The organism is Photobacterium kagoshimensis (genome assembly GCF_050337045.1).
GTDB classification, from domain to species: Bacteria; Pseudomonadota; Gammaproteobacteria; order Enterobacterales; family Vibrionaceae; genus Photobacterium; species Photobacterium kagoshimensis.
Window position 1 is genome coordinate 253,123 of the sequence record NZ_JAKJSO010000013.1, and the last position, 22,285, is coordinate 275,407.

The window sequence follows — 22,285 nt, forward strand, 5'->3', positions numbered from 1 at the left end:
TCTGGCGGAAACTAAAAGTCGATTAGATAAATGCAGTCTATAACAACACTTATCAAAACCACTTACTCTGGGTATTACTATATCGGACAGACAACCTGAAACTGTAGTATTCCTACCAAAAATGTGGGGTTGCTGGAAAATTTATTAAAAGGAGCAGCAAAGATGCCGCTCCTTGTCTATTACAGCCTATCGCTAAGAAAAGACCGCTGATTATAGGTAATCAGCAATCAGTCGCTCAGCAATTTGGACACTGTTAGTCGCAGCGCCTTTACGTACATTATCCGCAACAACCCACATGTTTAAACCGTGTGAGTGGCTAATATCTTCACGTACACGTGCAACCATTACATGGTCTTTACCTGTCGCATCAGATACCTGTGTTGGGTAATCATTACCTTGGAAAAGCTCAATACCTTCTGCGTTTTCTAGCAGTTGTAGTGCTTCTTCAATATGTACTTCTTGACGCGTTTCAACATGAACCGCTTCAGCGTGACCATAGAACACAGGGACACGTACACAGGTTGGGTTCACACGAATCGTGTCATCGGCAAAAATCTTCTGGGTTTCCCACACCATTTTCATTTCTTCTTTGGTGTAGCCGTTATCCATGAAGCTGTCGATATGCGGCAAACAGTTAAATGCAATTTGTTTATCATAAACACTGTTTTCAGCTGGAAGGCCATTCAATAGCTTCGCAGTTTGACCTGCAAGCTCGTCGACACCTTTTTTACCGCTGCCCGATACCGATTGGTACGTTGATACGTTAATACGCTCAATGCCGTATGCATCATGAATTGGTTTCAGTGCCACCAGCATCTGGATTGTCGAACAGTTAGGGTTCGCGATGATGTTACGGTTACGGTATTCCGCAATCGCATCGGGATTCACTTCAGGCACAACCAGCGGTACATCGTAGTCATAACGGAAGCGTGATGTGTTATCAATCACGATCACACCTTCATCCGCAGCGATCGGCGCCCAGCGGTCTGAAGCTTCTGCACCTGCTGAGAACAAAGCAATATGTACTTGTGACCAATCAAAATCTTCAACGTTGGTAACACGTACTGATTTATTTTTAAAACGCAGTGTTTGACCCGCACCACGCTCAGAGGCTAGCAAGTATAAATTGCGAACAGGAAAATTGCGTTCCTCTAATACCTCAACCATAGCTTGACCTACAGCGCCAGTTGCGCCGAGTACGGCAATATCAAATTCCTGACTCATTGCGTTTCCTCAATTGTAAAACCTAATTTAGCCAGCGACTCTACCCCAAAACTGGCCTCTCCTGCTACCGTAATCGCACTATATTCACGTCGATCCCAGTAATTTTTACGCATCAAATCAAATGCGGTTGCCATCTTGGCTTCATCACCTTGGGTTTGCAGCATAGTACGACGAAATAATGCATCGTCTTTGCGAATATCATAAATCAATTGGATCAGTGAAAATAAATCCTCTTCCGACCAAGAGCGACTCAATGCAACATAAGGGATCGGTGCTTGTGGCAATAAACTCGCCGCTTCGACATGCGCTGATGTTGATTTTGCGTCTCGATCAAGACCAAAATTAGCATCCGCAAGAAAATCACAGTATTGGTTATACACCATAGTGGTGCCGCGCGCTTTTCCTTCTAAACCGTAGCCTGCGATATGCGGAGTCGCAAACGCCAATAAAGGGAGTAATTCCAATTCAACCTGCGGCTCTTGTTCAAACACATCCAATACCGCGGTCAGGGCTTTACCTTGTCCAGTAAGGCTCTGTTGCAGGGCATGTTTTAGGGCTTGGTTGTCCACCACAGGGCCACGAGCCGCATTAATCAAGATCGCGTTATCTTGTAAATTCGCTAAAAAGCTCTCGTCGACCAAATGGTATGTCGGGTATTCGCCATCACGGGTGATCGGCGTGTGCAGCGTGATGACATCGCACTGCTCACGAAGCGTTTCTAACGATGAAAATTCACGGCTATCGCCTGCCGCTTGCTTGATCGGGTCATTCAATAAATAACGAATACCTAAAGCGTCCAAACAGCCTGCGAGGTAAGTTCCGACATTGCCCGCCCCCACAATACCGACGGTTTTATCAAAGATAGAAAAGCCTTGCTGCTGACCCAACACCATCAAGCTGCTTAGCACATACTCAGCGACACCCACTTTGTTACAGCCAGGCGCGGCAGTAAAAGCAATGTTCTTATCAGCCAATAACACTTGATCGACGTGGTCTTGGCCTGCGGTTGCCGTGCCAACAAATTGAAGTCGGTTCGCTTTCGCCAGTAACTGACTATTTACCTTGGTCACAGAGCGGATCATCAAGGCATCAATATCCACTAAATCATCACAGGTCAGCGTACGCCCGGGCTTAGTCATCACATGCCCAAGTTGACTAAAGAGTGCTTTTGCATAAGGCATATTTTCATCGATAAGGATGTTCATTGATTCTCCGAAAGCTAACAACTGCGAGCAGGTATAATACCCTATACCAATCTGGGTAAGTAAGTGGGCAGGTGATTTTAACCAGCAAGACCGATCAAGCCGACATACAGCACAGGTTCAGGTGGCGTATGATAAAAGGCTCTCGATAGACGCTATACGCTAGAGACAAAAAAACCCAGCGTAAGCTGGGCTGAAAGTCCGAGAAAAATCATCTGTTACTCTGAGTAACTAGTACCTACGATACGATGTGCGTCTGTTTACAGGCACCGGCTAAAAATATTGAAATAGTAGAGGCCTCTGGACAAGTCATCTAATCTTTCATTTTAGTCGGTGCCAACCTCGGAAAATAGGTTTAAGGGGTAAACAGGCAAGCCACTTATTTCGCCATTATCTTGCTTACCTGTCGTTTTTACACCTTAAATTAAGCTTCGTACTTCTTGATCACTAGCGTTGCGTTAGTGCCACCAAAACCGAAACTGTTCGACATTACTGTTTTCAGTTCAGTATCGCGCTTCTCAGTCACGATATCTAAACCTTCAGCAGCAGGGTCTAAATTGTCGATGTTGATACTTGGTGCAACAAAGCCGTGCTCTAGCATTAGCGTCGAGTAAATCGCTTCGTGAACACCCGCCGCCCCTAGTGCGTGACCCGTCATTGCTTTAGTTGCTGAAATAGCTGGGCAGTTTTCGCTAAATAGCTCTTGAATCGCACCTAGCTCTTTCACATCACCAACCGGTGTTGAAGTGCCGTGAGTGTTGATGTAATCCACTGGCGCATCAAGATCTTGCATTGCCATCTTCATACAGCGCACCGCACCTTCACCTGATGGCGCTACCATGTCGTAGCCATCTGATGTCGCGCCGTAACCGACAATTTCACCGTAGATCTTCGCGCCACGCGCCAATGCGTGCTCAAGTTCTTCAACCACTAGCATACCGCCGCCACCAGAGATAACAAAACCGTCACGGTCTGCATCATAAGTACGAGATGCTTTTGATGGATCATCGTTGTACTTAGTCGATAGCGCGCCCATGGCATCGAACATCATGGTCAGAGACCAATCAAGTTCTTCACCGCCACCAGCGAAAACAACATCTTGTTTGCCCAGCTGGATCAGCTCTAGTGCGTGACCAATACAGTGCGCCGATGTCGCACATGCAGAGCTCATAGTGTAGTTAACGCCACGAATTTTAAATGGTGTTGCCAAACACGCTGAAACTGTTGAAGACATAGTACGAGGTACCATGTATGGACCTACGCGCTTCACGCCTTTTTCACGAATAATGTCGACTGCAGCAACTTGGTTGTACGATGATGCGCCACCTGAACCCGCCACCAGGCCAGTTCGGTCATTAGAAACTTGTTCTTCAGTTAGGCCGGCATCTTCAATTGCCTGCTCCATAGACAAATATGCAAAGCCTGCAGCATCGCCCATGAAACGCATCTTTTTACGATCGATATGCTCAGAAGGCTTTAATTTAAGATCGCCCCAAACATTGCTGCGTAATTTCATTTCAGCAAATTGTTCAGAGAAATTAATGCCAGATTTACCTTCTTTTAGCGATTCCAGCACTTCGTTTACGTTGTTACCAATGCTGGATACGATACCCATGCCTGTAATTACGGCTCGTTTCATGATGAATTCCTACTGATATTTAACGAAGAGATAATAACGGCTTTCTCACTCAAAAGTGGTCAGCTTTCCCATAGTTCGGGTACAATCGCGGTTAATTTCCAACTTTTTACTCTGTTTGCACCTTCATTTTAGCGCTGTATTTTAGTCTTCAATACAGTTTTTGTAATGTGCAGCACCCCGATTGAAAGAGGTTTCCTTTGTCTGATAAGCCCAATAAGCGCATTGAACACGCTGTTCTTGACTGGAACGAAGTAGGTACGCCCGTCTCTAACGATTTTGATGATGTGTACTTTTCTAACACCAATGGCTTAGAAGAGACGCGTTACGTTTTTCTTCAGCAAAATGGCTTACCAGCGCGCTGGGCACACTTCGAACGTCGCCGCTTTGTCGTAGCAGAAACCGGTTTTGGCACAGGATTAAACTTTCTTGCGCTGTGGCAATGGTTTAAAGCTTTTCGTGCCGCACACCCTGATGCTACCACTAAAGAACTGCATTTTATCAGTTTTGAAAAATTTCCTGTTACCAAAGCAGACTTAATTAAGGCTCATCAATCTTGGCCTGAACTGGCAGATTTAGCCGAGCAGCTGCATGCCCATTACCCTGCTGCGGTTGCAGGCTGTCAGCGTATTGTGCTGGAAGATGGCATGATCACCCTCGATTTATGGTTTGGTGACATCAAAGACTGCATGCCACAAGTATGGTGTGGCGAAGAAGGTATTGTTGATGCGTGGTTCTTAGATGGCTTTGCCCCAAGCAAAAACCCTGAGATGTGGAACCAAAACCTGTTCAACAATATGGCAAAATTAGCGCGAACTGATTGTACAACCGCGACCTTTACGGCGGCTGGCTTTGTTCGACGAGGCTTAATCGAAGCGGGCTTTAGCATGTCAAAAGCCAAAGGATTTGGTACGAAACGAGACATGTTAATTGGCCATATTGAAGTACGTCAATTTGGCTCAAATGTAAAACCTTGGTATCAGCGTAATGCAGCAAAAAGCACTGATAACGTCGCCATTATTGGTGGTGGCATTGCCTCTGCCAGTGCGGCTATTGCTTTGATTCGCCGAGGGATCAAGGTCAGCTTGTACTGTGCCGACAACCAGCCAGCAGAGGGTGCATCGGGCAACCGCCAAGGCGCGGTTTATCCACTACTAAGTGGTGGCCATGACGCTATTCCTAACTTTTTTGCACCAGCATTTTTGTATGCGCGCCAGTTTGTTGAACAAGCAACACAGTACGGTGACTTCGCTCACCAATGGTGTGGTGTTACGCAACTAAGCTGGGATGAAAATACCAAGAAAAAACTCAATAACATGCTCGACAGTGGATTCCCACCAGAGCTGATCACCGCTTATGACAAAGCGCAAACTCAAAGTTTAACTGGCGTTGAATCAGGCCATGCCAGTGTACACTACCCATTAGGGGGGTGGCTGTGCCCACAAGCACTTACGCGTGTATTGATCGATCATGCTGAACAAACAGGCCTGCTGACCACCCATTACGGTTGTGCCATCAACAAGCTGACCCAAAGTGAAAATGGTTGGCAGTTAAGTAATACTGCTGGTGAAATCGTTAACCATGGCACTGTGATTGTCGCCAACGGCCATCGCTTCACTGAATTTGAACAAACAGAGCAAGTGCCGCTCTACCCAGTGCGCGGCCAAGTGAGTCATATCCCAACTAATGAAACCTTAACCACACTGAAGACGGTGCTGTGTTATGACGGCTACCTGACGCCGAAAAATACCACCTCGGAGACTCATTGTATCGGTGCCAGTTACGGACGTAATAATACCAACACCGACTTTAGCGGCGACGAACACGCCTCTAACAAACAGCGTTTAGTGAACAGCCTGCCAGATGCCGACTGGCCAAAAGATATTGATATGAGTGATAACCAAGCGCGTGTGGGTGTTCGTAGCGCAAGCCGTGACCACTTGCCGATTGTGGGTGATGTCTGTCGCATTGATGATTTGATTAGCCAGTATAGCGAACTTAGAGATAACCAAGACACAGCCCAAGCCGTGCCTTGTTATGACAACCTCTATAGTTTCCTTGGTTTAGGATCGCGCGGGTTAAGCTCGGCACCGCTACTGGGTGAGTTAATTGCCTCACAAATTTGCGGCGATCCACTACCACTTCCAAACGATGTGCTAGAAGCCCTGCATCCTGGCCGTTCATGGGTACGCCGCCTCGTGCGAGGCAAGCAGCTCAACCAAGATAAATAAATCGTTCGTTTTACTCCGCATTCACCGTTGCTGGCGGACCAGAATCTTCGCCGCCAGTATCGGCTAACGCCACAGCAACAACCACCGCGGCCACACCGACCGCGATCGCGGTAGCTGTTAATCCACCCGCTGACGCCGCTAATGCGGTGTTAGCCCCAGCCGCCGCACCCGTTGTGGATGCACTTGCAGTAGAGGTTGTTGAGCTAGCGCTCGCTGGTGTTGCGGTTTCTGTTGTCGCTTGAGATGCCGTTGCCGCCTCATCCGCAGCCAAAGCTGTAGACGACAAAATCCCAGAAAAAATAAGCGCAATTACAAATTTATTCATACCATTCCTACTCATTATTGTGAGTTATTGATATGAATATAAGTATAGCTAGGCTTGTGCTTTTCGCCTTACCCATTGAAGAGTAAATAAGACAACCCGTCTAAATAGGCCGCTTTATTGTTTACTTAACTCGGGTAAAAAAAGCAAAACATACACCCTCGCTACCACAAGATCTGAGGCTGATACTGGTACTTGTGCTAGCACTAACTGGCATGATGAATCGTGACATTTTTAATCACAGAGTAAAGCTTATCGGCTAACACCCGCTGCGTCGCCACCTCACCATGAACTAAATAAATATCACTGGGTCCCTGAGCAATATTTTGTACAAACGCGATTAAATCATCTTGAGCGGCATGGGCGGAATAGCCAGATAACTGATGTATTTTGGCTTTGACAGTGATCAATTCATTATTGATATCGACCTTATCTTCACCATCCAATAAAGCTTTACCCAATGTCCCTTTTGCTTGATAGCCAGAAAAGACAATATCGGTACGTGCATCTGGCAATAAAGCTTCAAGATAACGAATCACGCGCCCGCCCGTACACATGCCACTGGCAGCGACTATGATGGCTGGCTCTGCCGATGTTTGAAGACGATTGATCAATGCAATATGTTCAACATGCGATTCAATCACAATGCACTGCTGGAAAGAAAGCGGATGACGCCCTGTGATATAGCGAGACTTGGCCTCCTTAGCCCACAGTTGTTTATAGGTATTATATTGTTCAGTGATCTTGGCCGCTAAGGGCGAGTCCAGCACCACAGGCAGGCTCTGCCAGTTAACATTAGGAGAATTAACGTCGGCTTGGGCGATAATATTTTCTAAATCAAACAGGAGCTCTTGTGTTCTGCCAACACTAAAAGCCGGAATAATAATCGCCCCACCGTCTTGCAGCGAACGCTCGACGATGGCTTTCAATTGTGTTTGCCGCTCAATAATTGACGAGTGATTGCGATCGCCATAAGTGCTCTCTAGCACCAAAATATCAGCTCGTTGCGGTGAAATAGGATCAGCTAATAGCGGTGTATGACAAGGCCCTAGATCGCCAGAAAAAACCACAACACGCTCGTCGGGTAATTTAATTTCAATATAAGCGGAGCCTAAGATATGCCCCGCCTGACGAAAACGCACACTGATTAACTCACCACTAGGAAACGTCAACTGTACCCAGCAATCAAACGGGATAGGCTTTAGCAGTGAACGAACACGGTTAGTAATTTGCTCGCATTGCTTCATATCGAGCCCAAGCTGGATTTTCAAGCCATCTTCAAGCATTAAGGGCAGTAAGGCTGCCGTTGCCTGCGTCGCGTAAATCGGTGAATGAAAACCTGCAGCAAGCAGCCAAGGAATACGCCCGACATGGTCGATATGACAATGAGTCAGAAAAAGTGCGCGCACACAATCTAATGGAAAATCAATATTCAGCGATGCTTGTTGCTCTTCCCCTTGAAAGAGACCGCAGTCGATCAATAAGCTATTGTTTCCAATAAATAACTCATGGCAAGAGCCCGTCACACCGTCTTTGGCTCCATGATGTTCTATGCGCACGACATTGCTCCAACATATCATTAATAAGCGGGCATGATGACAGAGTTTAGGGGCTGGAATTTGTTATTCGTGGTGAGGTTTAGAGCAGTCTCGCAAATTAATCCGTCGATTTTGCGTAATGCGTCAGAATTGATTGAGCGATAACAAAGTCTAACTCCACATCAATATCCTGCGATCTCTGGCTTGGCATGATATATCCCATATTCGCCGACGGATGAATAAGACACTCTTTATTTAAAATATTATCAGCCGAAGTAATATAAATGGCACCATTAAGTCGATAGTGTTGCTCACAGTCTTGGCTACGTTTTAAGCTATCCGCAAACATAGGACTTAGCATAAGATCATCATTCGCTTTATAGGTCCACTGGATCGGATGTTCGACCTCGGTCACCGATACCACACTTTCAACCGTGTTATGACAGTATAGCGCCCAAGCTTGACAAATATCTTGGCTGGTACGTAATGGCGACGTGGGTTGCAGTAATACCAGATCGCGATAAGCTTCTCCTTTGGCGACAAAATATTGTAGCTGATGCTGTAAGACCGCCATCGTGGTTGCCGTATCTGAAGCTAATTCTGCTGGGCGAAGATAAGGCACTTCAGCCCCATAGTGTATGGCAATAGCGGCTATTTCTTGATCGTCGGTATTCACTACCACGCGCTCAAAAATACCACTCTCTAACGCAGCTTCAATTGTCCATGCGATTAATGGTTTCCCCGCTAGCGGCAACACATTTTTCCGAGGTAAGCGTTTACTGCCCCCCCGCGCAGGAATAATGGCGATAGGCTTATTGATGTTAGTTTTGATAAGGTTTGTTGCTCTTACAGAACGGCTTTTAGCGTGAGTCGACATTAGAATATACCCAGCTCTAACATATCCGCTTGAGCACGACGGTAATCATCGATGCGACCGATATCAAGCCAGTACTCGCTGATTTCATAGGGAACCGCTTTTCCACCACGGGCAATGACTTGCTCAAATACAGTTGTGATATCAATCCGTTGATTGGGGGCGATTTGGCGTACCACATCATGGTTAAGCACATAAATCCCGGTATTCACTTTCACTTTGTGGGCGGGTTTTTCGCTTAATGCGGTGATCACACTGCCACTGCTATCGCTGTTAGCACAATCAATCACCCCAAATGGAATTTGATATTCATAATCACGCACACACATGGTGACATCGGCTGATTGCGATTGGTGGAAATCGAGCAACTTTTCAAAATCAAGGTTTGTCATGATATCACCATTCATCATGATCAACGGCTGCTGACTAATATTGTCGGGTAATAACCCTAACGCACCACCAGTACCCAATGGCTGATCTTCATGAATATAGGTGATACTCACGCCCCACTTTTCACCATCACCAAAATGGGCGCGGATCATCTCTGGCAGGTAATGGGTCGAGATATAGAAATGGTGAAAACCAGCGCGAATAAAGCTTAATAAGATACTTTCAAGGATGGGCTTATCCCCCACCTTCAGCAGTGGTTTTGGACAGGCATTAGTGAGCGGTTGTAAACGGGTGCCAAAGCCCCCGGCCATTAAAAAGACAGGGTTAAGGTATTTCGGTTTGCTCAGTACGTGCTGTAGCGTTTCCAGCCCAACAAGTTGACCATTACTATCCACAAGAGGAACTGACAAAATCCCTCTTGTTTCCATTAGCTGAATAAGATCATCCCTGGACATGTTTGCATCAGCCGTTACTGGGGAAGTATGCATAACAACAGAAACAGGTTCATTTAAGCCAACATTTTTTAACAATCCACGTCGAATATCACCATCGGTTATCACACCGAGTAATTCCGAATTGTTATTCACTACCATAACAATCTGTAAGCCAGTGCTATCTAAAACACTCAAGGCTTCACGTACCGAACAAGATGGCTTAACGAGTACTTTCTTCCACTGAGTCATCATGCATCCAAAGTTCCGATAATATTTTCATTAAAGATGAATAAGAGTAACAAAGATGCCGAGCTGGCTGACCTACCGCATCGTAATAAATCAAGTTGCTATTTTCTTCCAAATTCAGCAAATGAATAGAATGCATGCCAACTTGGTTGGGATAAATAAAATCTTTACTTTGGTTATCGCCAATATAGACGCTATCTTGAGGGGAAACCCCAAAAAAATTGAGCACCTTCTCATAAGGTAGAGCCATTGGCTTCGAGATACCCTTCCCAAGTTCAGAACTACAAAGAATAAAATCAAAGTACGGCGCTATACCCAGCGCTTGAATTTTCTGCCTTTGGATGCTGCTATTACCATCTGTGATAATCGCTAATCGATAACGAGATTTAAGCTCAAGAATACAAGATAAGAAGCCGTCGTAAGGCTTAAGTTCAGGTGCATGCGTGCGATAAGCCTGTACCAATTGAGTGAAAATGTACTCTTCTGAAACCTCTCCCCCTTTCGCTTTGATAGCACGGGAAAATAAATCTCGATACTGCCGCTGGTTAAAACGTAGTTCAATTTCAGAATAAAGATCAACACCGTAATCTGCTAAAAACACCTTAGAAGCCGCTTGGTAGCAAGCTAGATTATAAGATGACTCAGGGTAAATAGTGTCGTCTAAATCAAAAATGACTATCTTATTTAACATTTTCATCCACAAATACAGACATATCGTAGCGTAACATCTTTAAATTGGCTTTGATGGTTGATGGCAATTCTGTACCACGTAGCACGTAATGAGGGCTTTGAAGTCCCGCTTCAATTGATAATACACTACCGCCACCAAAACGAGGGTTCACTTCTATGAAATAGATAGTGCCATCGCCAGCGATGATCGCCTGTAGCGTCACAGGCCCATAAAACCCACGGCTTAAAAGTAACTTTTTCGTTTCTAATGCTAATTGCTGATGCTGGACGGTTTTACTCACACTCACTTCGCCAGCTCGAACTTTTAATCGTTCTCGAGCTGAAACAGCCACATATCCACCAGCGGTAACAAAACAATCAATGGTGTACTCTTTACCCTCGATATACTGCTGAAATATTGGCTCGTATACGCCAAACTCAACCAAATAGCTATCAAGCTCACTTTGACAAGTCAGTAACTTAGCCCCAAAAGAGCCGCTTCCTTGTACAGGCTTCGCAAATATAGGAAAGTGAGTGGGCAGAGTAACGAGGCGTGGTGTATTCACCCCTGCCGTTTCAAACAAAGCATGCGTCAGTTTTTTATCCGAAGACGCTTCAATCACATCTTCACTGGATAGCAGCAAATCAACCGTTGATTCCAATGAAATTTCAGAACGGTAACGAGAAAAAAATATCAAGTCAGGATCGATAGTACATACAACAGAATCCACATGATGTTGAGCAATAATCTGCTGATATCTTACAACAAGCTCGGTATTTCGCTCTTTTGGCAATAAATAGGTTTGATCACAAAAATGTAATGCTGGGGCATCGCTCGTAATATCAGTACCAATAATGGTTAACTCAATACCATGATATTGTGCAAACTGACGGAAGCAATTGATCAGTTCAACCCTGCGCCCAACATTAGGAAATAATAAGACTTTCTTCATATTATAATTCAATCAAATCATCTAGCGCGTAATCTTTCTGCGCGACAGTATTAATAACTTCATCCCAACGCATCGGGCTTAACCCTGTAGCTGGACGCTTGGTTGTAATATTGGCAGCGGTAAGACGTTCACCTTTTTTAATCGATTTTAAAGCAACAATAGAGCGGCGGGCTATCTCTATGTTTTTCTGTTCACTTAGAGAGGGGGCTTTTACTCCCGTTCCGGCAATCGCTTTTTCAATATTGCGAATGGCCTTAACCATCGCGGTCAGTTCATGAGGCTCAAGGCTAGCAATATGATCAGGGCCCGGTAAGCTACGATCAAGCGTAAAGTGCTTCTCAACACAACATGCCCCCATAGCAACAGCAGCAATTGCGACTTCGATCCCTTGGGTATGATCGGAATACCCTACTTTCACATCAAGAGAATCGTTAATTGTTTGCATCGCACGCAAGTTAACATCGTGCATTGGGGTTGGATACTCAGTATTACAATGTAAGACCGTAATATTATGTCGGTCGACCCCACCTTGAGTCAGCACGTCAACCGCTTGCTCAACTTCCACTAATGTTGCCATTCCGGTCGATAAGATAATTTTGATACTTGGATCACAATGCATTCGTAAATAAGGCAAATTATTCACTTCACCCGAAGGAATTTTATAAGTATCAACACCAAGCTGCTTCAGTACCATGAGCGAAGGTTCATCAAAAGCCGTCGCTAGAAATGTTAAATTCAGAGCATCACAATAGTCTTTCAATTCTTGATAATCATCGAGCGAAAGGTGCAATTTTTTACACATCTCTAGCTGCGACTCTTGAATGCCGGTATTCGCTGTTTGATACTCAGCTTTGCCCGCCCAGCTCGTCATGACCAGCTCTGGTAAAGCAATTTGGAATTTAATCGCATCGACAGCAGACGCTTTAGCTACATCGATCATCTGCTTGGCCAAGATCATATTGGCATTATGGTTTACACCTGCTTCAGCAATAATGTAGACACGATCAGTCATGGTATTTGATGTCATAGAATTCTTTCTTTTTAAGCTCAGTTAGCACTACGTGTTTTAATGTGTTCACAATTTTATTAGCCGTATCACCATCACCATATGGGTTAACGGCTTGCTTCGCGTTTAATTGACAGGAATCATCTAACGCGCTTGTGATTGCTGCAACAATTTCAGCTTCTTTATATTGGCATTGAATCACAGAGGCAGCACGAACACGTCCTTTTTGCCTATCGCCTACATCCACGGTAGGTATGCCATAAGATGCCACTTCAGTAACACCGCTTGACGAGTTACCGACAACGGCAGAAACATGATTCAATAAAGAGTGATAGCGCACCATTCCTAGCGATTGATGCACACAAACTTGCTCTGGGTGATTTTTTTTCAGGGCATCAATCATAGTAATGATGCTTTCACTGCCTGCATCATGGTTAGGATAAGTGATAATCATGCCAATATCATCTAACGAAGATAAAGCTGAAAAAAAGATCTGGTTAAGCTCATCTTGATCTGAACGTGTTGTTTCAGGGTGTAAGGTCACCAGAATATTATGAGGAAACACCGATAAATCGAAATCTAAAAAACATTCAAGTTCTCGCTTCGTCACAGGTTTAACGGCTTTGATATTATCAATACAGAGGTTGCCTACATTGAAAACTTTACTTGGTTGCTCCCCCAACTGAATCACACGCTTTCTATAACTTTCTGTGGTCGTAAAGTGAAGACTTGCAAGCTTAGTTATACTATGGCGAATGCTATCATCTAGCGCGCCTAGTGTTAGATCGCCCCCCGAAATATGAGCAATGGGGACTTTCTGCAGAAAAGCCGCAAAGGCCACCGATAATATTTCATAGCGATCACCCAAAACGACAACAAGATCAGGGCGATTTTCACTCAACGCATTTGACATCAACTGAAGGCTGTCGCTAGCTGTTAAAGCAACGCCGAGATCACTCGTATCAGAAGTATCAACTTCTAATGCGATTACCCGTTCAATGCCTGCTTGATGGATCTCATCAAAAGTATACCCACGAGAATGGTCAAAGTGACTTCCTGTTGCAATAACCGTTAACTCAGCAAAATCGGCGACTTCTAGCGCTTTAATTAAGGGCAATAAAATCCCAAAATCAGCACGGGTACTTGTTACTACGGATATTTTCACCGTAACACCTTCTCATTCAAAATCGGACTACTTGGTAAATTCACAATGCGATCAGCAAGCCATTCAGAGGTCAATAAATCCCCTCGCAAACAATGCTGATACATAGGCAAAGTATGCATAAGTTGCCACACAGGGCGGGTCATCACACCTTGTTGATTGGTTGCTTCTAGCAGTTGTTGGCGAGCCTCGCTATTTGGGCAAATAACCGCATTAAGCCAGTAGTTAGACAGGGCATACTCAGGCTCGACCACAAACTGATAATCCGCCAAACCAGCATCACTCGAAAATAGCGTTTGGTAAGCCATGGCTAACTGACGCTTAGCGGCAAGGTAGGCTGGCAATTGCTCTAACTGCGCACACCCCAAGGCGGCATTTAAGTTCGGCATTCGATAGTTAAAGCCAGCTTCATCATGATAGAACTCATAAGGATGCGCGACCTTGGCGGTTGTTGTTAGGTGTTTAACACCTTGTCCTGCTTGAGCATCACGACATAGCACCATACCACCGCCACCCGTCGTTATGATCTTATTGCCATTGAAACTCAGCGCCCCAAAGTCACCAATCGTCCCGGTATGCTTGCCTTTATAGAATGAGCCTAAACTTTCAGCGGCATCTTCAACCAAGATTAAGTTCCATTGCAGGCACACCGCCATCAGCTCATCTAATTGCGCAGGATGACCAAAGGTATGCATAGGCAAAATGGCTCGAATCACCTTACCCGTTGCTTGATGAATACACAGGCCACTAGCATCAAAGACGGCGTTATCCGTTAAGTACTCAGATAAAGCTTGCGGACACAACGAGAGGCTTTGACGATTAACATCGACAAACAGAGGCTCAGCGCCCATGTGATGCAAAGTATTACAGGTGGCCACAAACGTCAGTGCTTGGGTTATCACCAAATCGCCCGCTTGCACACCGGCTTGGTGTAATGCCGCATGCAAAGCGGCAGTGCCATTTACTGTCGCAACCGCTTTAGCCGAGCCAGTATATTGTTCAATTTGTTGCTCAAACTGATCAACATAACGACCGACACTCGAAACAAAAGTGCTATCTATGGTATCAAGCAGGTAGCGCTTCTCATTGCCAGTAAAGCTAGGCGCATGCAGAGGGACAAAATCATTGGTTTGATAAGTATCGCGGACAAATTCAACCAGTCGCTGGCTTGCTGTGTTTTTGGATATAGCGTTCATCTAAATACCGCTTTTATCAATAGCACTGTATAAAAAGCCTTCATCGTTCTTTATCACCGCCATTACATTTTGCTGTCGAGGTACTTACCCGTTTCTTTATGACCAAAGTCAGGGATCATGTGATGAAAAAGCGCAACTAATTCGTCTTTGCTCCAACACTGATTAGCTTTCATCTCGGTAATAGCGTGTTCAAAATGAGTAAGCAGTTCAGGGTCGAACTCAGGCTCGTTTTTAATCACACCTAAATTATCAAACCGTGCCATATCAAGTACTTCTTCACCTGTGTAGAATTCCTCAAAGTCTTTTTCACCCGTAGTATCACTAGTGGTAAACAAACACGGCCATTTTCCTTGCTCAGGCAGTATCTTCGCTAACTCTCGGGCTTGTTGTTCCGATTCACACAGGTAAGGTTCAAAGCCACGCTGTTCAAGGTATTTAACGGCAATATCAGCAAACGAAATAAGGTGAAGGGCTTCGCTCAATTTTGGAAAGAAAATATCTCGATTTTCACCAAAGATACAAGACATCAAACACAGCTCACCTGACTCCTGCGGTGTCACAAAATAACGTTTAATATCATTAGGGGCAACAAGGGGCTGTTGCTTCAAGATCCGCTGATTAAAACCATGAAGCAAAGAGCCATCAGAAAAAGCCACATTGGCAAAACGGGCAGTTGAAATGGCAATATCTTGGCTACGACGCATCAAGAACATTTCCATAATGCGCTTAGACGCCCCCATCATATTAACCGGGTTAGCCGCTTTATCGGTTGAGACACAAAAGTACTTTTTAGCACCAAGTTCTGTCGCTTGCTGCACGGTTTTATCGGTATTAAATACATTCACATTGACCATGCGCATCAGGGTAAACGGGTCTTTCTCACTACGGACATGCTTAAGTGCTGATAGATTAAGAACATAATCATAGCCAGCAGCTTTTACTTGCTGCGAGATAAACGCATCAAACTCTACCGAGCCAATATCAAGGGCAAAGGTTTGGAAATCACCATTTATATAGCCAAACGAACTACGAATATCACGGACCAGCTCAACCAGGTTATTCTCGCTAAGATCAACAACATGCAACGCCTTGGGTTGACGCTTAAAAATCTCTTTAACAACCGCCTGACCAATCGAGCCCGCACCACCTAGCACCAAAAAGCGCGATCGCGAAACCTCAGCGGCTAATGCGTGCTGATGAGAATATAAATCAGAACAAAAAAGTGGCGCAGAACGACCAATGAGGGAGAGCATGTGAAGAGTACCCAATTAAGCTAGAGGTGGGTATTCTAGCTTAATTGGGTAGAGAGGTGGAGTGCTTTGAGTCAGCAGCTAATCTAGACCTATTTTAAATTAAGTTACTTTTACGACTTTCAAATTCAATCACATCACCATGTTGTTGAATTTGGCCGTTACATGCGCTCCAAACAAGATCACTGATACCATCAGATGGCTTAAAGCCTGTAGGAGCACTTAGAAGTAACTCTCTGATCTCTTCATGCTTCATGCTGTGACAAGCTGTATCAAGAGTATTTAGAAGCTGGTTATATTCATCTAATGGTAAATGAATTTCACTGGCTGTCATTATTCGAGAGTGTGCAGTTTTCTCTACATTGTCGCCAATAAGAAGTTCCTCATAAAGCTTCTCACCAGGTCTAAGCCCAGAAAATTTGATTTCAATGTCACCATGAGGATTTAGAGCATCCTTCACTTCTAAACCTGAAAGCTTAATCAGGTTTTCCGCTAAGTCAGTGATCTTTACTGACTCCCCCATATCTAAAACAAAGACATCACCACCTTTACCCATCGCACCAGCCTGAATAACCAGCTGAGCGGCTTCAGGTATAGTCATAAAGTATCGAGTGATATCAGGGTGAGTAACTGTCAGGGGCCCGCCAGCAGCAATTTGCTTCTTAAACAGAGGAATGACAGAGCCTGATGAGCCTAAAACATTACCAAATCGCACCATACAAAAGCGTGTACCGCCTTTTCGATTATTTTCTTGTTCAGCAAGAGCCTGTAACCCTAACTCAGCCATCCGCTTAGTTGTTCCCATAACGTTTGTAGGGCGTACAGCTTTATCAGTAGAAATCAAAACAAAAGATTCTACACCTGCCTCTATCGCTGCTTTTGCTGTGAAGTACGTACCATAAATGTTATTACGTACCCCTTCTATAACATTATATTCCACTAGCGGGACGTGTTTGTAGGCTGCAGCGTGATACACAGTATCAACATTATAAGACTTCATAACAGTAACTAAGCGATGAGATCTTTGCACTGAACCCAACAATGGTATTACAGGTGCTTCAATACCATATTCATCTCTTAACTGAGTTAACTCTCGATCAATTTGGTATAAGCCAAACTCAGATAGCTCAAATAAGACAAGTACCTTAGGCTTTTGCTTTATTATCTGGCGACAGAGTTCAGAGCCAATAGACCCGCCAGCACCAGTTACCATTACAACTTTGTCTTTAATGTTAGCTTCCAACAAAGATTGTTGAGGCTCGACAGGATCACGACCAAGCAGATCTTCGATAGGTACATCTCTTAACTGATCAATTTGTGCTTCACCAGAGACAATATCAGCCATAGCAGGTACGGTTAATACTTCTGCAGGCATTGAGACTAACTGATCAAGTATAAGCTTTCTTCTTGCGTTTGACGCACTAGGTATCGCCAGTAAGATTTTCGAAATGCCATATCTTGATATTAATCGACTTGCTTCATCAATATTATGAACCTTTAAACCAAGAATCATGGTATTTTCTAGTGTTTTATCTTCATCTAGAAAAGAAATCACCCGATAATCATCAGATGAGCGTAAGGCTAAAGCTAATTGACGACCTGCAGTACCCGTGCCGTAAATCAGTACTTTAGCCTTACCTTTAACGGTTAGCTGCGTGATTAAAACACGAACAAAAAGCCTTGAACCACCGCACAATATACAGAGAAATGAACCATAAATTAAAGGAACAGAGCGAGGAACAAAAGAATCAATATAATAAGCTAATAAACCTACAGTTGAAGCTGATATAATTGTACCAATACTAATAACTGCTAATGCATGAAATGTTAAATACCTTAAAATAGCACGGTATAAGCCAAGTTTTGTAAAAGCGACTAAAGTTACAAACAAGGTTATAACCATAAGATATTGATTTGAACTATCGCTAAGAGGTGAGATGTGCCCTAATCTTGCCCAGAACGCTAAATAGAATGACAGTATAATAAAAATAGAGTCAAGAATAACGCTAACTAGCCGTTTTTTTATACGAGACATATCCCAAATTAAATTCAAACGTTTCATAATACCCTTGCTGACAAAAAATATGACGATGTGAAAACAATAGAAACAAACAGTCTATTTCTTTACTCTATCGCCACTTCCACTACCAGTAACTGTCATAATGATATATTTAAAATAAGACATAATAGTCAAAGTATCGATCATTTCCCTGTCAGTTTCGGCTAACAACTTAGGTGTTGACATATCAATAGTATTGACCTGAGATAAACCTGTGATACCAGGTCTAACATCATAGATTTTTAGAGACTCTCTTTCTGAAATGAGTTCTTCCTGATTAAATAAATTAGGGCGAGGGCCAACTAAACTCATATCCCCTAGTAATACATTAATCAACTGAGGTAGTTCATCAATTTTAGTTTTACGTAAAAAAGATCCTAACTTTGTAATTGATGCACTATCGGCCATATGACTCGCTACAGATTTAGTATCAATGCTCATGGTTCTGAACTTAATCAATTTAAATGGTTTTTTATTCACTCCTACTCGTGTTTGAATAAAAATAGGAGAGCCAGTATCAAATAAACCGATAATAGTAACTATTAAAAATACAGGCCATAGAAGAATCAGTCCAAAAAAAGCTGCTAAAAAATCTATTAAACGAATCATCTTTATTTCACCCTAATATCACGCAAGCATAAACTTGCCATTGCTTGCTTCATTGTAACTGGAGGTACCCAACCCAGCACATCTTTAACATTTGAAGAACTAACTTCTAAGTTTCCAAGTAATTGTTCAACCATCGCCGATTTCCCGGTTAACTTACCAGCAAAACGCATCAGACTAGTCGGTATAGGTAACTGAATTACTTTTTTTCCTAACCCCTCTGCAATTGCGTCAGTAAACTCTTTAACCGAAACGGTTTCAATATCACTAGCTAAAAAAGTATGCCCACTTGCATCTGGATGTCGAGCACAAGTAACCAATAAGTCAGTTAAATTCTGGACAGCAATGAAATCTCTTCGGTTATTTACCAAACCAAAAGGTAAAAAAGGTGATTTGTTAACAAGTTTAGTTAACATACCAAAATTCCCTGGGGCATTTAATCCGTAGACTAATGTTGGCCTGACAATTACAACTTCAAGTTCCGTTTCATTAGCTATCTTTTTTAATCCAACCTCAGCGTTATATTTTGACCTTGCATATGAGTTATGCGGACAAAGAGGCGAGTTTTCATTAAACGGAGAGCTTGAAGTCGATGTGCCATTAACACCAATTGAGCTAACAAAGACAAAGCGCTTTACACCATTCATTACTGCTGCTTTAGCCAAACAGATGGCTCCTTGCGCATTTACACTCTCATATTCTTCATCAGAGAAATTACTCGAATGAGCTAAGCCAGCCAAATGAATAACTACATCAACACCCTCAAATGCTCCATCCCATTTCGTATCGCTATTTATGCTATTAACCGTAAATATTGAAGCATAATCATGCTGCTCACCTTTACGAACAACATGTCGGTGAACATTATAAGTAGAGGCCAGAGATTTACCTACAAATCCAGTACTACCAGTAAGTAATATACTCATGATTCAATCACATCCTCAGCGACTTTCAAAATTTCACTCAAAGCCATTTGCTCTGAAAATGACTCCTCTAGCACCTTTCGTGGAGTAAAATCATGCTTAAAAGAAGACTTTGATAAGTCTTCAGTGATACGGTCTAACAACTCGGCAAGAGCATCTGGATTATCGCTTGTGCAGTGCCAACCAAGCTTATAATCTGACAATAATAACTCCAATTCAGACCCCTTATCGCCGACATATACAATAGGCTTGTTTGCAGCCATCGAAAAATAAGCTTTACTTGGAACACCTAGTCCAACCATGTCTGAAGATAGTGTAACCAAAGCAACATCACAAGCATTCAAGCCCGTATTATTCTTTTCGAGGTCTAATCGACCGTAGTAGTTAACCCGTTCATAATCTAGACTTTCATTCACAGTTTTTGCTAATTGCTCGACAGCATTACTCTCTGAGCCACAACCAATAAACAAAAACCTAGCATTCTTATGCCCTGTCAATTCAATTGCTTTTAACAGGTTAGGTACACCTTGAAGTCGCCCCATATTACCAAAAAACTGAAAAACAATATTATCTTGCCAATCCAACGATGAAATCAGCTCATTTTCGGCCTTTAGTTGCGGTGTAATCACACTAGTTGAAGCCCAATTAGGCACAAATGTAATTTTGGTGTCTTGCCCAACCTTACCTTTCAGTAAGGTTTTCATATCTCGGCCAATACAGATCAAATGGTCAGGCGCAGAGTATACTTTTTTTGAAAAGTAAGTCAGCAGTCGATACAGTAAACTCGAGCTTCGAAGTACCTTCGCTGGCACTAAATTATTAGGAAATATGTCATGGACTAAAACTAACCACTTAAAATTTTTTTTCAATTTCATCAAAGCCATAGCAAACATAGTCACTATCGGGTTGGTTCCAGAGAAAACCAGATCTACTTCATCAATATGTTGACGAATAGAGCAATAAAAAATGTTAGTTTGCTTAATTTGACCTAGCAACCTAGTAATAAGTTTATTCTTATTGTGTTGAACAAATTGAATATACTGCGTTGGTACGCAGTATTTTTCTGAAAAGCCCCTTGAATGCTCCGTATCTGGCGTGATGAGAATCACATCAAAAGTTTCGTGCAAATGCTTAACAATTTGAGACCAATAATAAGCAGTTGAATTATGATTCTCTCCAATATACTCGGCTATAACTAAAACTTTCTTCTTTTTCACTTTAATACTCTTTCCAAACAACCCGCTTCACATAGTCTGTGTACGAGTGAATAATACGCACAACTTTCGCCGATACATTTGGCATTGAGTAGTCATAAACTTGACGTAATAAGCGTTCTTCGCCACAGGGCTGTGAGCTAATAATTTGAAGTGCTTGCATCACTCGTTCAACACCTAAGCCAACCATCATGACAGAAGCCTCTTCCATTCCTTCTGGACGCTCATGGGCTTCACGCATATTCAACGCCGGGAAGTTCATAATGGATGATTCTTCATTGATAGTGCCACTATCAGATAGAACTGCTTTAGCGTTTTTCTGTAGATGATTGTAATCATGAAATCCAAGAGGCTTAAGTAATTGAATATTCTTGTGAAAAACCAATCCTTGAGATTCGATACGATTACGCGTACGTGGATGCGTTGAAACAATTACAGGTAAATCGTAATGTTCAGCGACTGTATTCAACGTTTCTGCTAATTTTGCAAGCTGATTTGGTGAGTCAACATTCTCTTCTCGATGCGCACTGACTACGAAAAAACGCCCTTTATCTAAACCAAGTCGCGTAAGAACGTCCGACTTATCAATCTGTGGCATGTAGTGGTTAAGCACCTCAAACATAGGGCTACCCGTTTTAATAACACGATCTGCAGGTAAACCTTCCGCCAATAAATAATCTCGAGCGATAGAGCTATAAGTAAGATTAATATCAGCCGTATGATCGACAATTCTACGGTTAGTTTCTTCTGGTACACGCTGGTCAAAACAGCGGTTACCTGCCTCCATATGGAAAATTGGCACTTTACGACGCTTAGCTGGTAGTGCAGAAATACAAGAATTTGTATCACCTAATACCAACATAGCTTCAGGTTGAACTTCTTCTAATACTTGATCAACCTTAATAATCACCTGCCCAATTGTCTCTGCCGCATTTTTGCCCGCAGCATTTAAAAAGTAATCAGGTTTACGAACACCTAAATCACTAAAAAAAACTTCATTAAGCTCATAATCATAGTTCTGACCAGTGTGAACAATGATATGCTCGCAATGTTCATCTAACTTAGCAAGCACACGAGAAAGACGAATGATTTCAGGTCGAGTGCCTACAACAGACATCACTTTCATTTTATTCATTATTTTTTACTCATT

At 43.2% G+C, this 22,285-nt stretch carries 19 protein-coding genes; 1 reads left to right on the forward strand and 18 read right to left on the reverse strand.

Annotated features, from left to right (window positions below; genetic code table 11):
• Positions 1-210 precede the first annotated feature (210 nt).
• The 3 genes from L4C35_RS12010 to fabB form a co-directional block, all read right to left on the reverse strand.
• A complete protein-coding gene (locus L4C35_RS12010; RefSeq protein ID WP_428463077.1) occupies positions 211-1,224 on the reverse strand; it encodes an aspartate-semialdehyde dehydrogenase in 1,014 nt (337 codons plus the stop codon).
• Positions 1,221-2,429, reverse strand: coding sequence for a 4-phosphoerythronate dehydrogenase (locus tag L4C35_RS12015; protein WP_428463078.1), 1,209 nt, complete (start codon positions 2,427-2,429; stop codon positions 1,221-1,223). Before L4C35_RS12015 ends, L4C35_RS12010 begins: the two co-directional genes overlap by 4 nt.
• A 421-nt stretch (positions 2,430-2,850) precedes the next feature.
• Positions 2,851-4,065: a beta-ketoacyl-ACP synthase I gene (fabB, locus tag L4C35_RS12020; RefSeq protein ID WP_428463079.1), complete on the reverse strand. Its 1,215-nt coding sequence runs from the start codon at positions 4,063-4,065 to the stop codon at positions 2,851-2,853.
• Positions 4,066-4,262: 197 nt separating this feature from the next.
• On the opposite strand from fabB, the gene mnmC reads away from it, so the two are divergent.
• On the forward strand, positions 4,263-6,293 hold the full coding sequence (mnmC, locus tag L4C35_RS12025) for a bifunctional tRNA (5-methylaminomethyl-2-thiouridine)(34)-methyltransferase MnmC2/FAD-dependent 5-carboxymethylaminomethyl-2-thiouridine(34) oxidoreductase MnmC1 (protein WP_428463080.1): 2,031 nt from the start codon (positions 4,263-4,265) through the stop codon (positions 6,291-6,293).
• Between the two features lie 10 nt (positions 6,294-6,303).
• Here the strand turns inward: mnmC and L4C35_RS12030 are convergent, their stop codons facing one another.
• The 15 genes from L4C35_RS12030 to wecB all read right to left on the reverse strand — a co-directional run bounded on the left by L4C35_RS12030 (position 6,304) and on the right by wecB (position 22,270).
• Positions 6,304-6,618: a hypothetical protein gene (locus tag L4C35_RS12030; protein WP_428463081.1), complete on the reverse strand. Its 315-nt coding sequence runs from the start codon at positions 6,616-6,618 to the stop codon at positions 6,304-6,306.
• A 203-nt stretch (positions 6,619-6,821) separates the two neighbouring features.
• A complete protein-coding gene (locus L4C35_RS12035) occupies positions 6,822-8,174 on the reverse strand; it encodes an MBL fold metallo-hydrolase RNA specificity domain-containing protein (RefSeq protein WP_428463082.1) in 1,353 nt (450 codons plus the stop codon).
• Between the two features lie 97 nt (positions 8,175-8,271).
• Positions 8,272-9,030 carry an acylneuraminate cytidylyltransferase family protein gene (locus tag L4C35_RS12040; protein ID WP_428463083.1) on the reverse strand — a complete coding sequence of 253 codons (759 nt, stop codon included), beginning with the start codon at positions 9,028-9,030 and terminating at the stop codon, positions 8,272-8,274.
• Positions 9,030-10,103 carry a nucleotidyltransferase family protein gene (locus L4C35_RS12045; RefSeq protein WP_428463084.1) on the reverse strand — a complete coding sequence of 358 codons (1,074 nt, stop codon included), beginning with the start codon at positions 10,101-10,103 and terminating at the stop codon, positions 9,030-9,032. The genes L4C35_RS12040 and L4C35_RS12045 overlap by 1 nt, the downstream gene beginning before the upstream one ends.
• Positions 10,072-10,788 (reverse strand): HAD family hydrolase, encoded by a 717-nt coding sequence (locus L4C35_RS12050; RefSeq protein WP_428463085.1) that lies wholly within the window; start codon positions 10,786-10,788, stop codon positions 10,072-10,074. The genes L4C35_RS12045 and L4C35_RS12050 overlap by 32 nt, the downstream gene beginning before the upstream one ends.
• A complete protein-coding gene (locus tag L4C35_RS12055; protein WP_428463086.1) occupies positions 10,778-11,719 on the reverse strand; it encodes an ATP-grasp domain-containing protein in 942 nt (313 codons plus the stop codon). Before L4C35_RS12055 ends, L4C35_RS12050 begins: the two co-directional genes overlap by 11 nt.
• 1 nt (position 11,720) lies before the next feature.
• On the reverse strand, positions 11,721-12,731 hold the full coding sequence (gene neuB / locus L4C35_RS12060; RefSeq protein ID WP_428463124.1) for an N-acetylneuraminate synthase: 1,011 nt from the start codon (positions 12,729-12,731) through the stop codon (positions 11,721-11,723).
• Positions 12,724-13,890: a UDP-N-acetylglucosamine 2-epimerase gene (gene neuC / locus L4C35_RS12065; RefSeq protein ID WP_428463087.1), complete on the reverse strand. Its 1,167-nt coding sequence runs from the start codon at positions 13,888-13,890 to the stop codon at positions 12,724-12,726. Before neuC ends, neuB begins: the two co-directional genes overlap by 8 nt.
• Positions 13,887-15,083, reverse strand: a complete 1,197-nt coding sequence (locus tag L4C35_RS12070) for a LegC family aminotransferase (RefSeq protein WP_428463088.1) — start codon at positions 15,081-15,083, stop codon at positions 13,887-13,889. The genes neuC and L4C35_RS12070 overlap by 4 nt, the downstream gene beginning before the upstream one ends.
• Before the next feature lie 62 nt (positions 15,084-15,145).
• Complete coding sequence (locus L4C35_RS12075; RefSeq protein WP_428463089.1) at positions 15,146-16,336, reverse strand: UDP-N-acetylglucosamine 4,6-dehydratase; 1,191 nt, start codon at positions 16,334-16,336, stop codon at positions 15,146-15,148.
• A gap of 94 nt (positions 16,337-16,430) precedes the next feature.
• Positions 16,431-18,395 (reverse strand): polysaccharide biosynthesis protein, encoded by a 1,965-nt coding sequence (locus L4C35_RS12080; RefSeq protein ID WP_428463090.1) that lies wholly within the window; start codon positions 18,393-18,395, stop codon positions 16,431-16,433.
• Between the two features lie 54 nt (positions 18,396-18,449).
• Positions 18,450-19,001, reverse strand: coding sequence for a sugar transferase (locus tag L4C35_RS12085; protein WP_428463091.1), 552 nt, complete (start codon positions 18,999-19,001; stop codon positions 18,450-18,452).
• Between the two features lie 2 nt (positions 19,002-19,003).
• A complete protein-coding gene (locus L4C35_RS12090) occupies positions 19,004-19,924 on the reverse strand; it encodes an NAD-dependent epimerase/dehydratase family protein (protein WP_428463092.1) in 921 nt (306 codons plus the stop codon).
• Positions 19,921-21,138: a glycosyltransferase family 4 protein gene (locus L4C35_RS12095; protein WP_428463093.1), complete on the reverse strand. Its 1,218-nt coding sequence runs from the start codon at positions 21,136-21,138 to the stop codon at positions 19,921-19,923. The genes L4C35_RS12090 and L4C35_RS12095 overlap by 4 nt, the downstream gene beginning before the upstream one ends.
• Before the next feature lies 1 nt (position 21,139).
• Positions 21,140-22,270, reverse strand: a complete 1,131-nt coding sequence (wecB, locus tag L4C35_RS12100) for a non-hydrolyzing UDP-N-acetylglucosamine 2-epimerase (RefSeq protein ID WP_428463094.1) — start codon at positions 22,268-22,270, stop codon at positions 21,140-21,142.
• Positions 22,271-22,285 lie beyond the last annotated feature (15 nt).

Excerpts from the sequence above, each read along its gene's own strand:
- fabB (WP_428463079.1), bottom strand. The coding sequence starts at position 4,065 with ATGAAACGAGCCGTAATTACAGGCATGGGTATCGTATCCAGCATTGGT.
- L4C35_RS12030 (WP_428463081.1), bottom strand. The coding sequence starts at position 6,618 with ATGAATAAATTTGTAATTGCGCTTATTTTTTCTGGGATTTTGTCGTCT.
- L4C35_RS12015 (WP_428463078.1), bottom strand. The coding sequence starts at position 2,429 with ATGAACATCCTTATCGATGAAAATATGCCTTATGCAAAAGCACTCTTT.
- L4C35_RS12085 (WP_428463091.1), bottom strand. The coding sequence starts at position 19,001 with ATGATTCGTTTAATAGATTTTTTAGCAGCTTTTTTTGGACTGATTCTT.
- L4C35_RS12010 (WP_428463077.1), bottom strand. The coding sequence starts at position 1,224 with ATGAGTCAGGAATTTGATATTGCCGTACTCGGCGCAACTGGCGCTGTA.
- L4C35_RS12080 (WP_428463090.1), bottom strand. The coding sequence starts at position 18,395 with ATGAAACGTTTGAATTTAATTTGGGATATGTCTCGTATAAAAAAACGG.
- L4C35_RS12050 (WP_428463085.1), bottom strand. The coding sequence starts at position 10,788 with ATGTTAAATAAGATAGTCATTTTTGATTTAGACGACACTATTTACCCT.
- L4C35_RS12070 (WP_428463088.1), bottom strand. The coding sequence starts at position 15,083 with ATGAACGCTATATCCAAAAACACAGCAAGCCAGCGACTGGTTGAATTT.
- L4C35_RS12055 (WP_428463086.1), bottom strand. The coding sequence starts at position 11,719 with ATGAAGAAAGTCTTATTATTTCCTAATGTTGGGCGCAGGGTTGAACTG.
- L4C35_RS12090 (WP_428463092.1), bottom strand. The coding sequence starts at position 19,924 with ATGAGTATATTACTTACTGGTAGTACTGGATTTGTAGGTAAATCTCTG.
- L4C35_RS12040 (WP_428463083.1), bottom strand. The coding sequence starts at position 9,030 with ATGTCGACTCACGCTAAAAGCCGTTCTGTAAGAGCAACAAACCTTATC.
- L4C35_RS12045 (WP_428463084.1), bottom strand. The coding sequence starts at position 10,103 with ATGATGACTCAGTGGAAGAAAGTACTCGTTAAGCCATCTTGTTCGGTA.
- wecB (WP_428463094.1), bottom strand. The coding sequence starts at position 22,270 with ATGAATAAAATGAAAGTGATGTCTGTTGTAGGCACTCGACCTGAAATC.
- L4C35_RS12075 (WP_428463089.1), bottom strand. The coding sequence starts at position 16,336 with ATGCTCTCCCTCATTGGTCGTTCTGCGCCACTTTTTTGTTCTGATTTA.
- neuB (WP_428463124.1), bottom strand. The coding sequence starts at position 12,731 with ATGACTGATCGTGTCTACATTATTGCTGAAGCAGGTGTAAACCATAAT.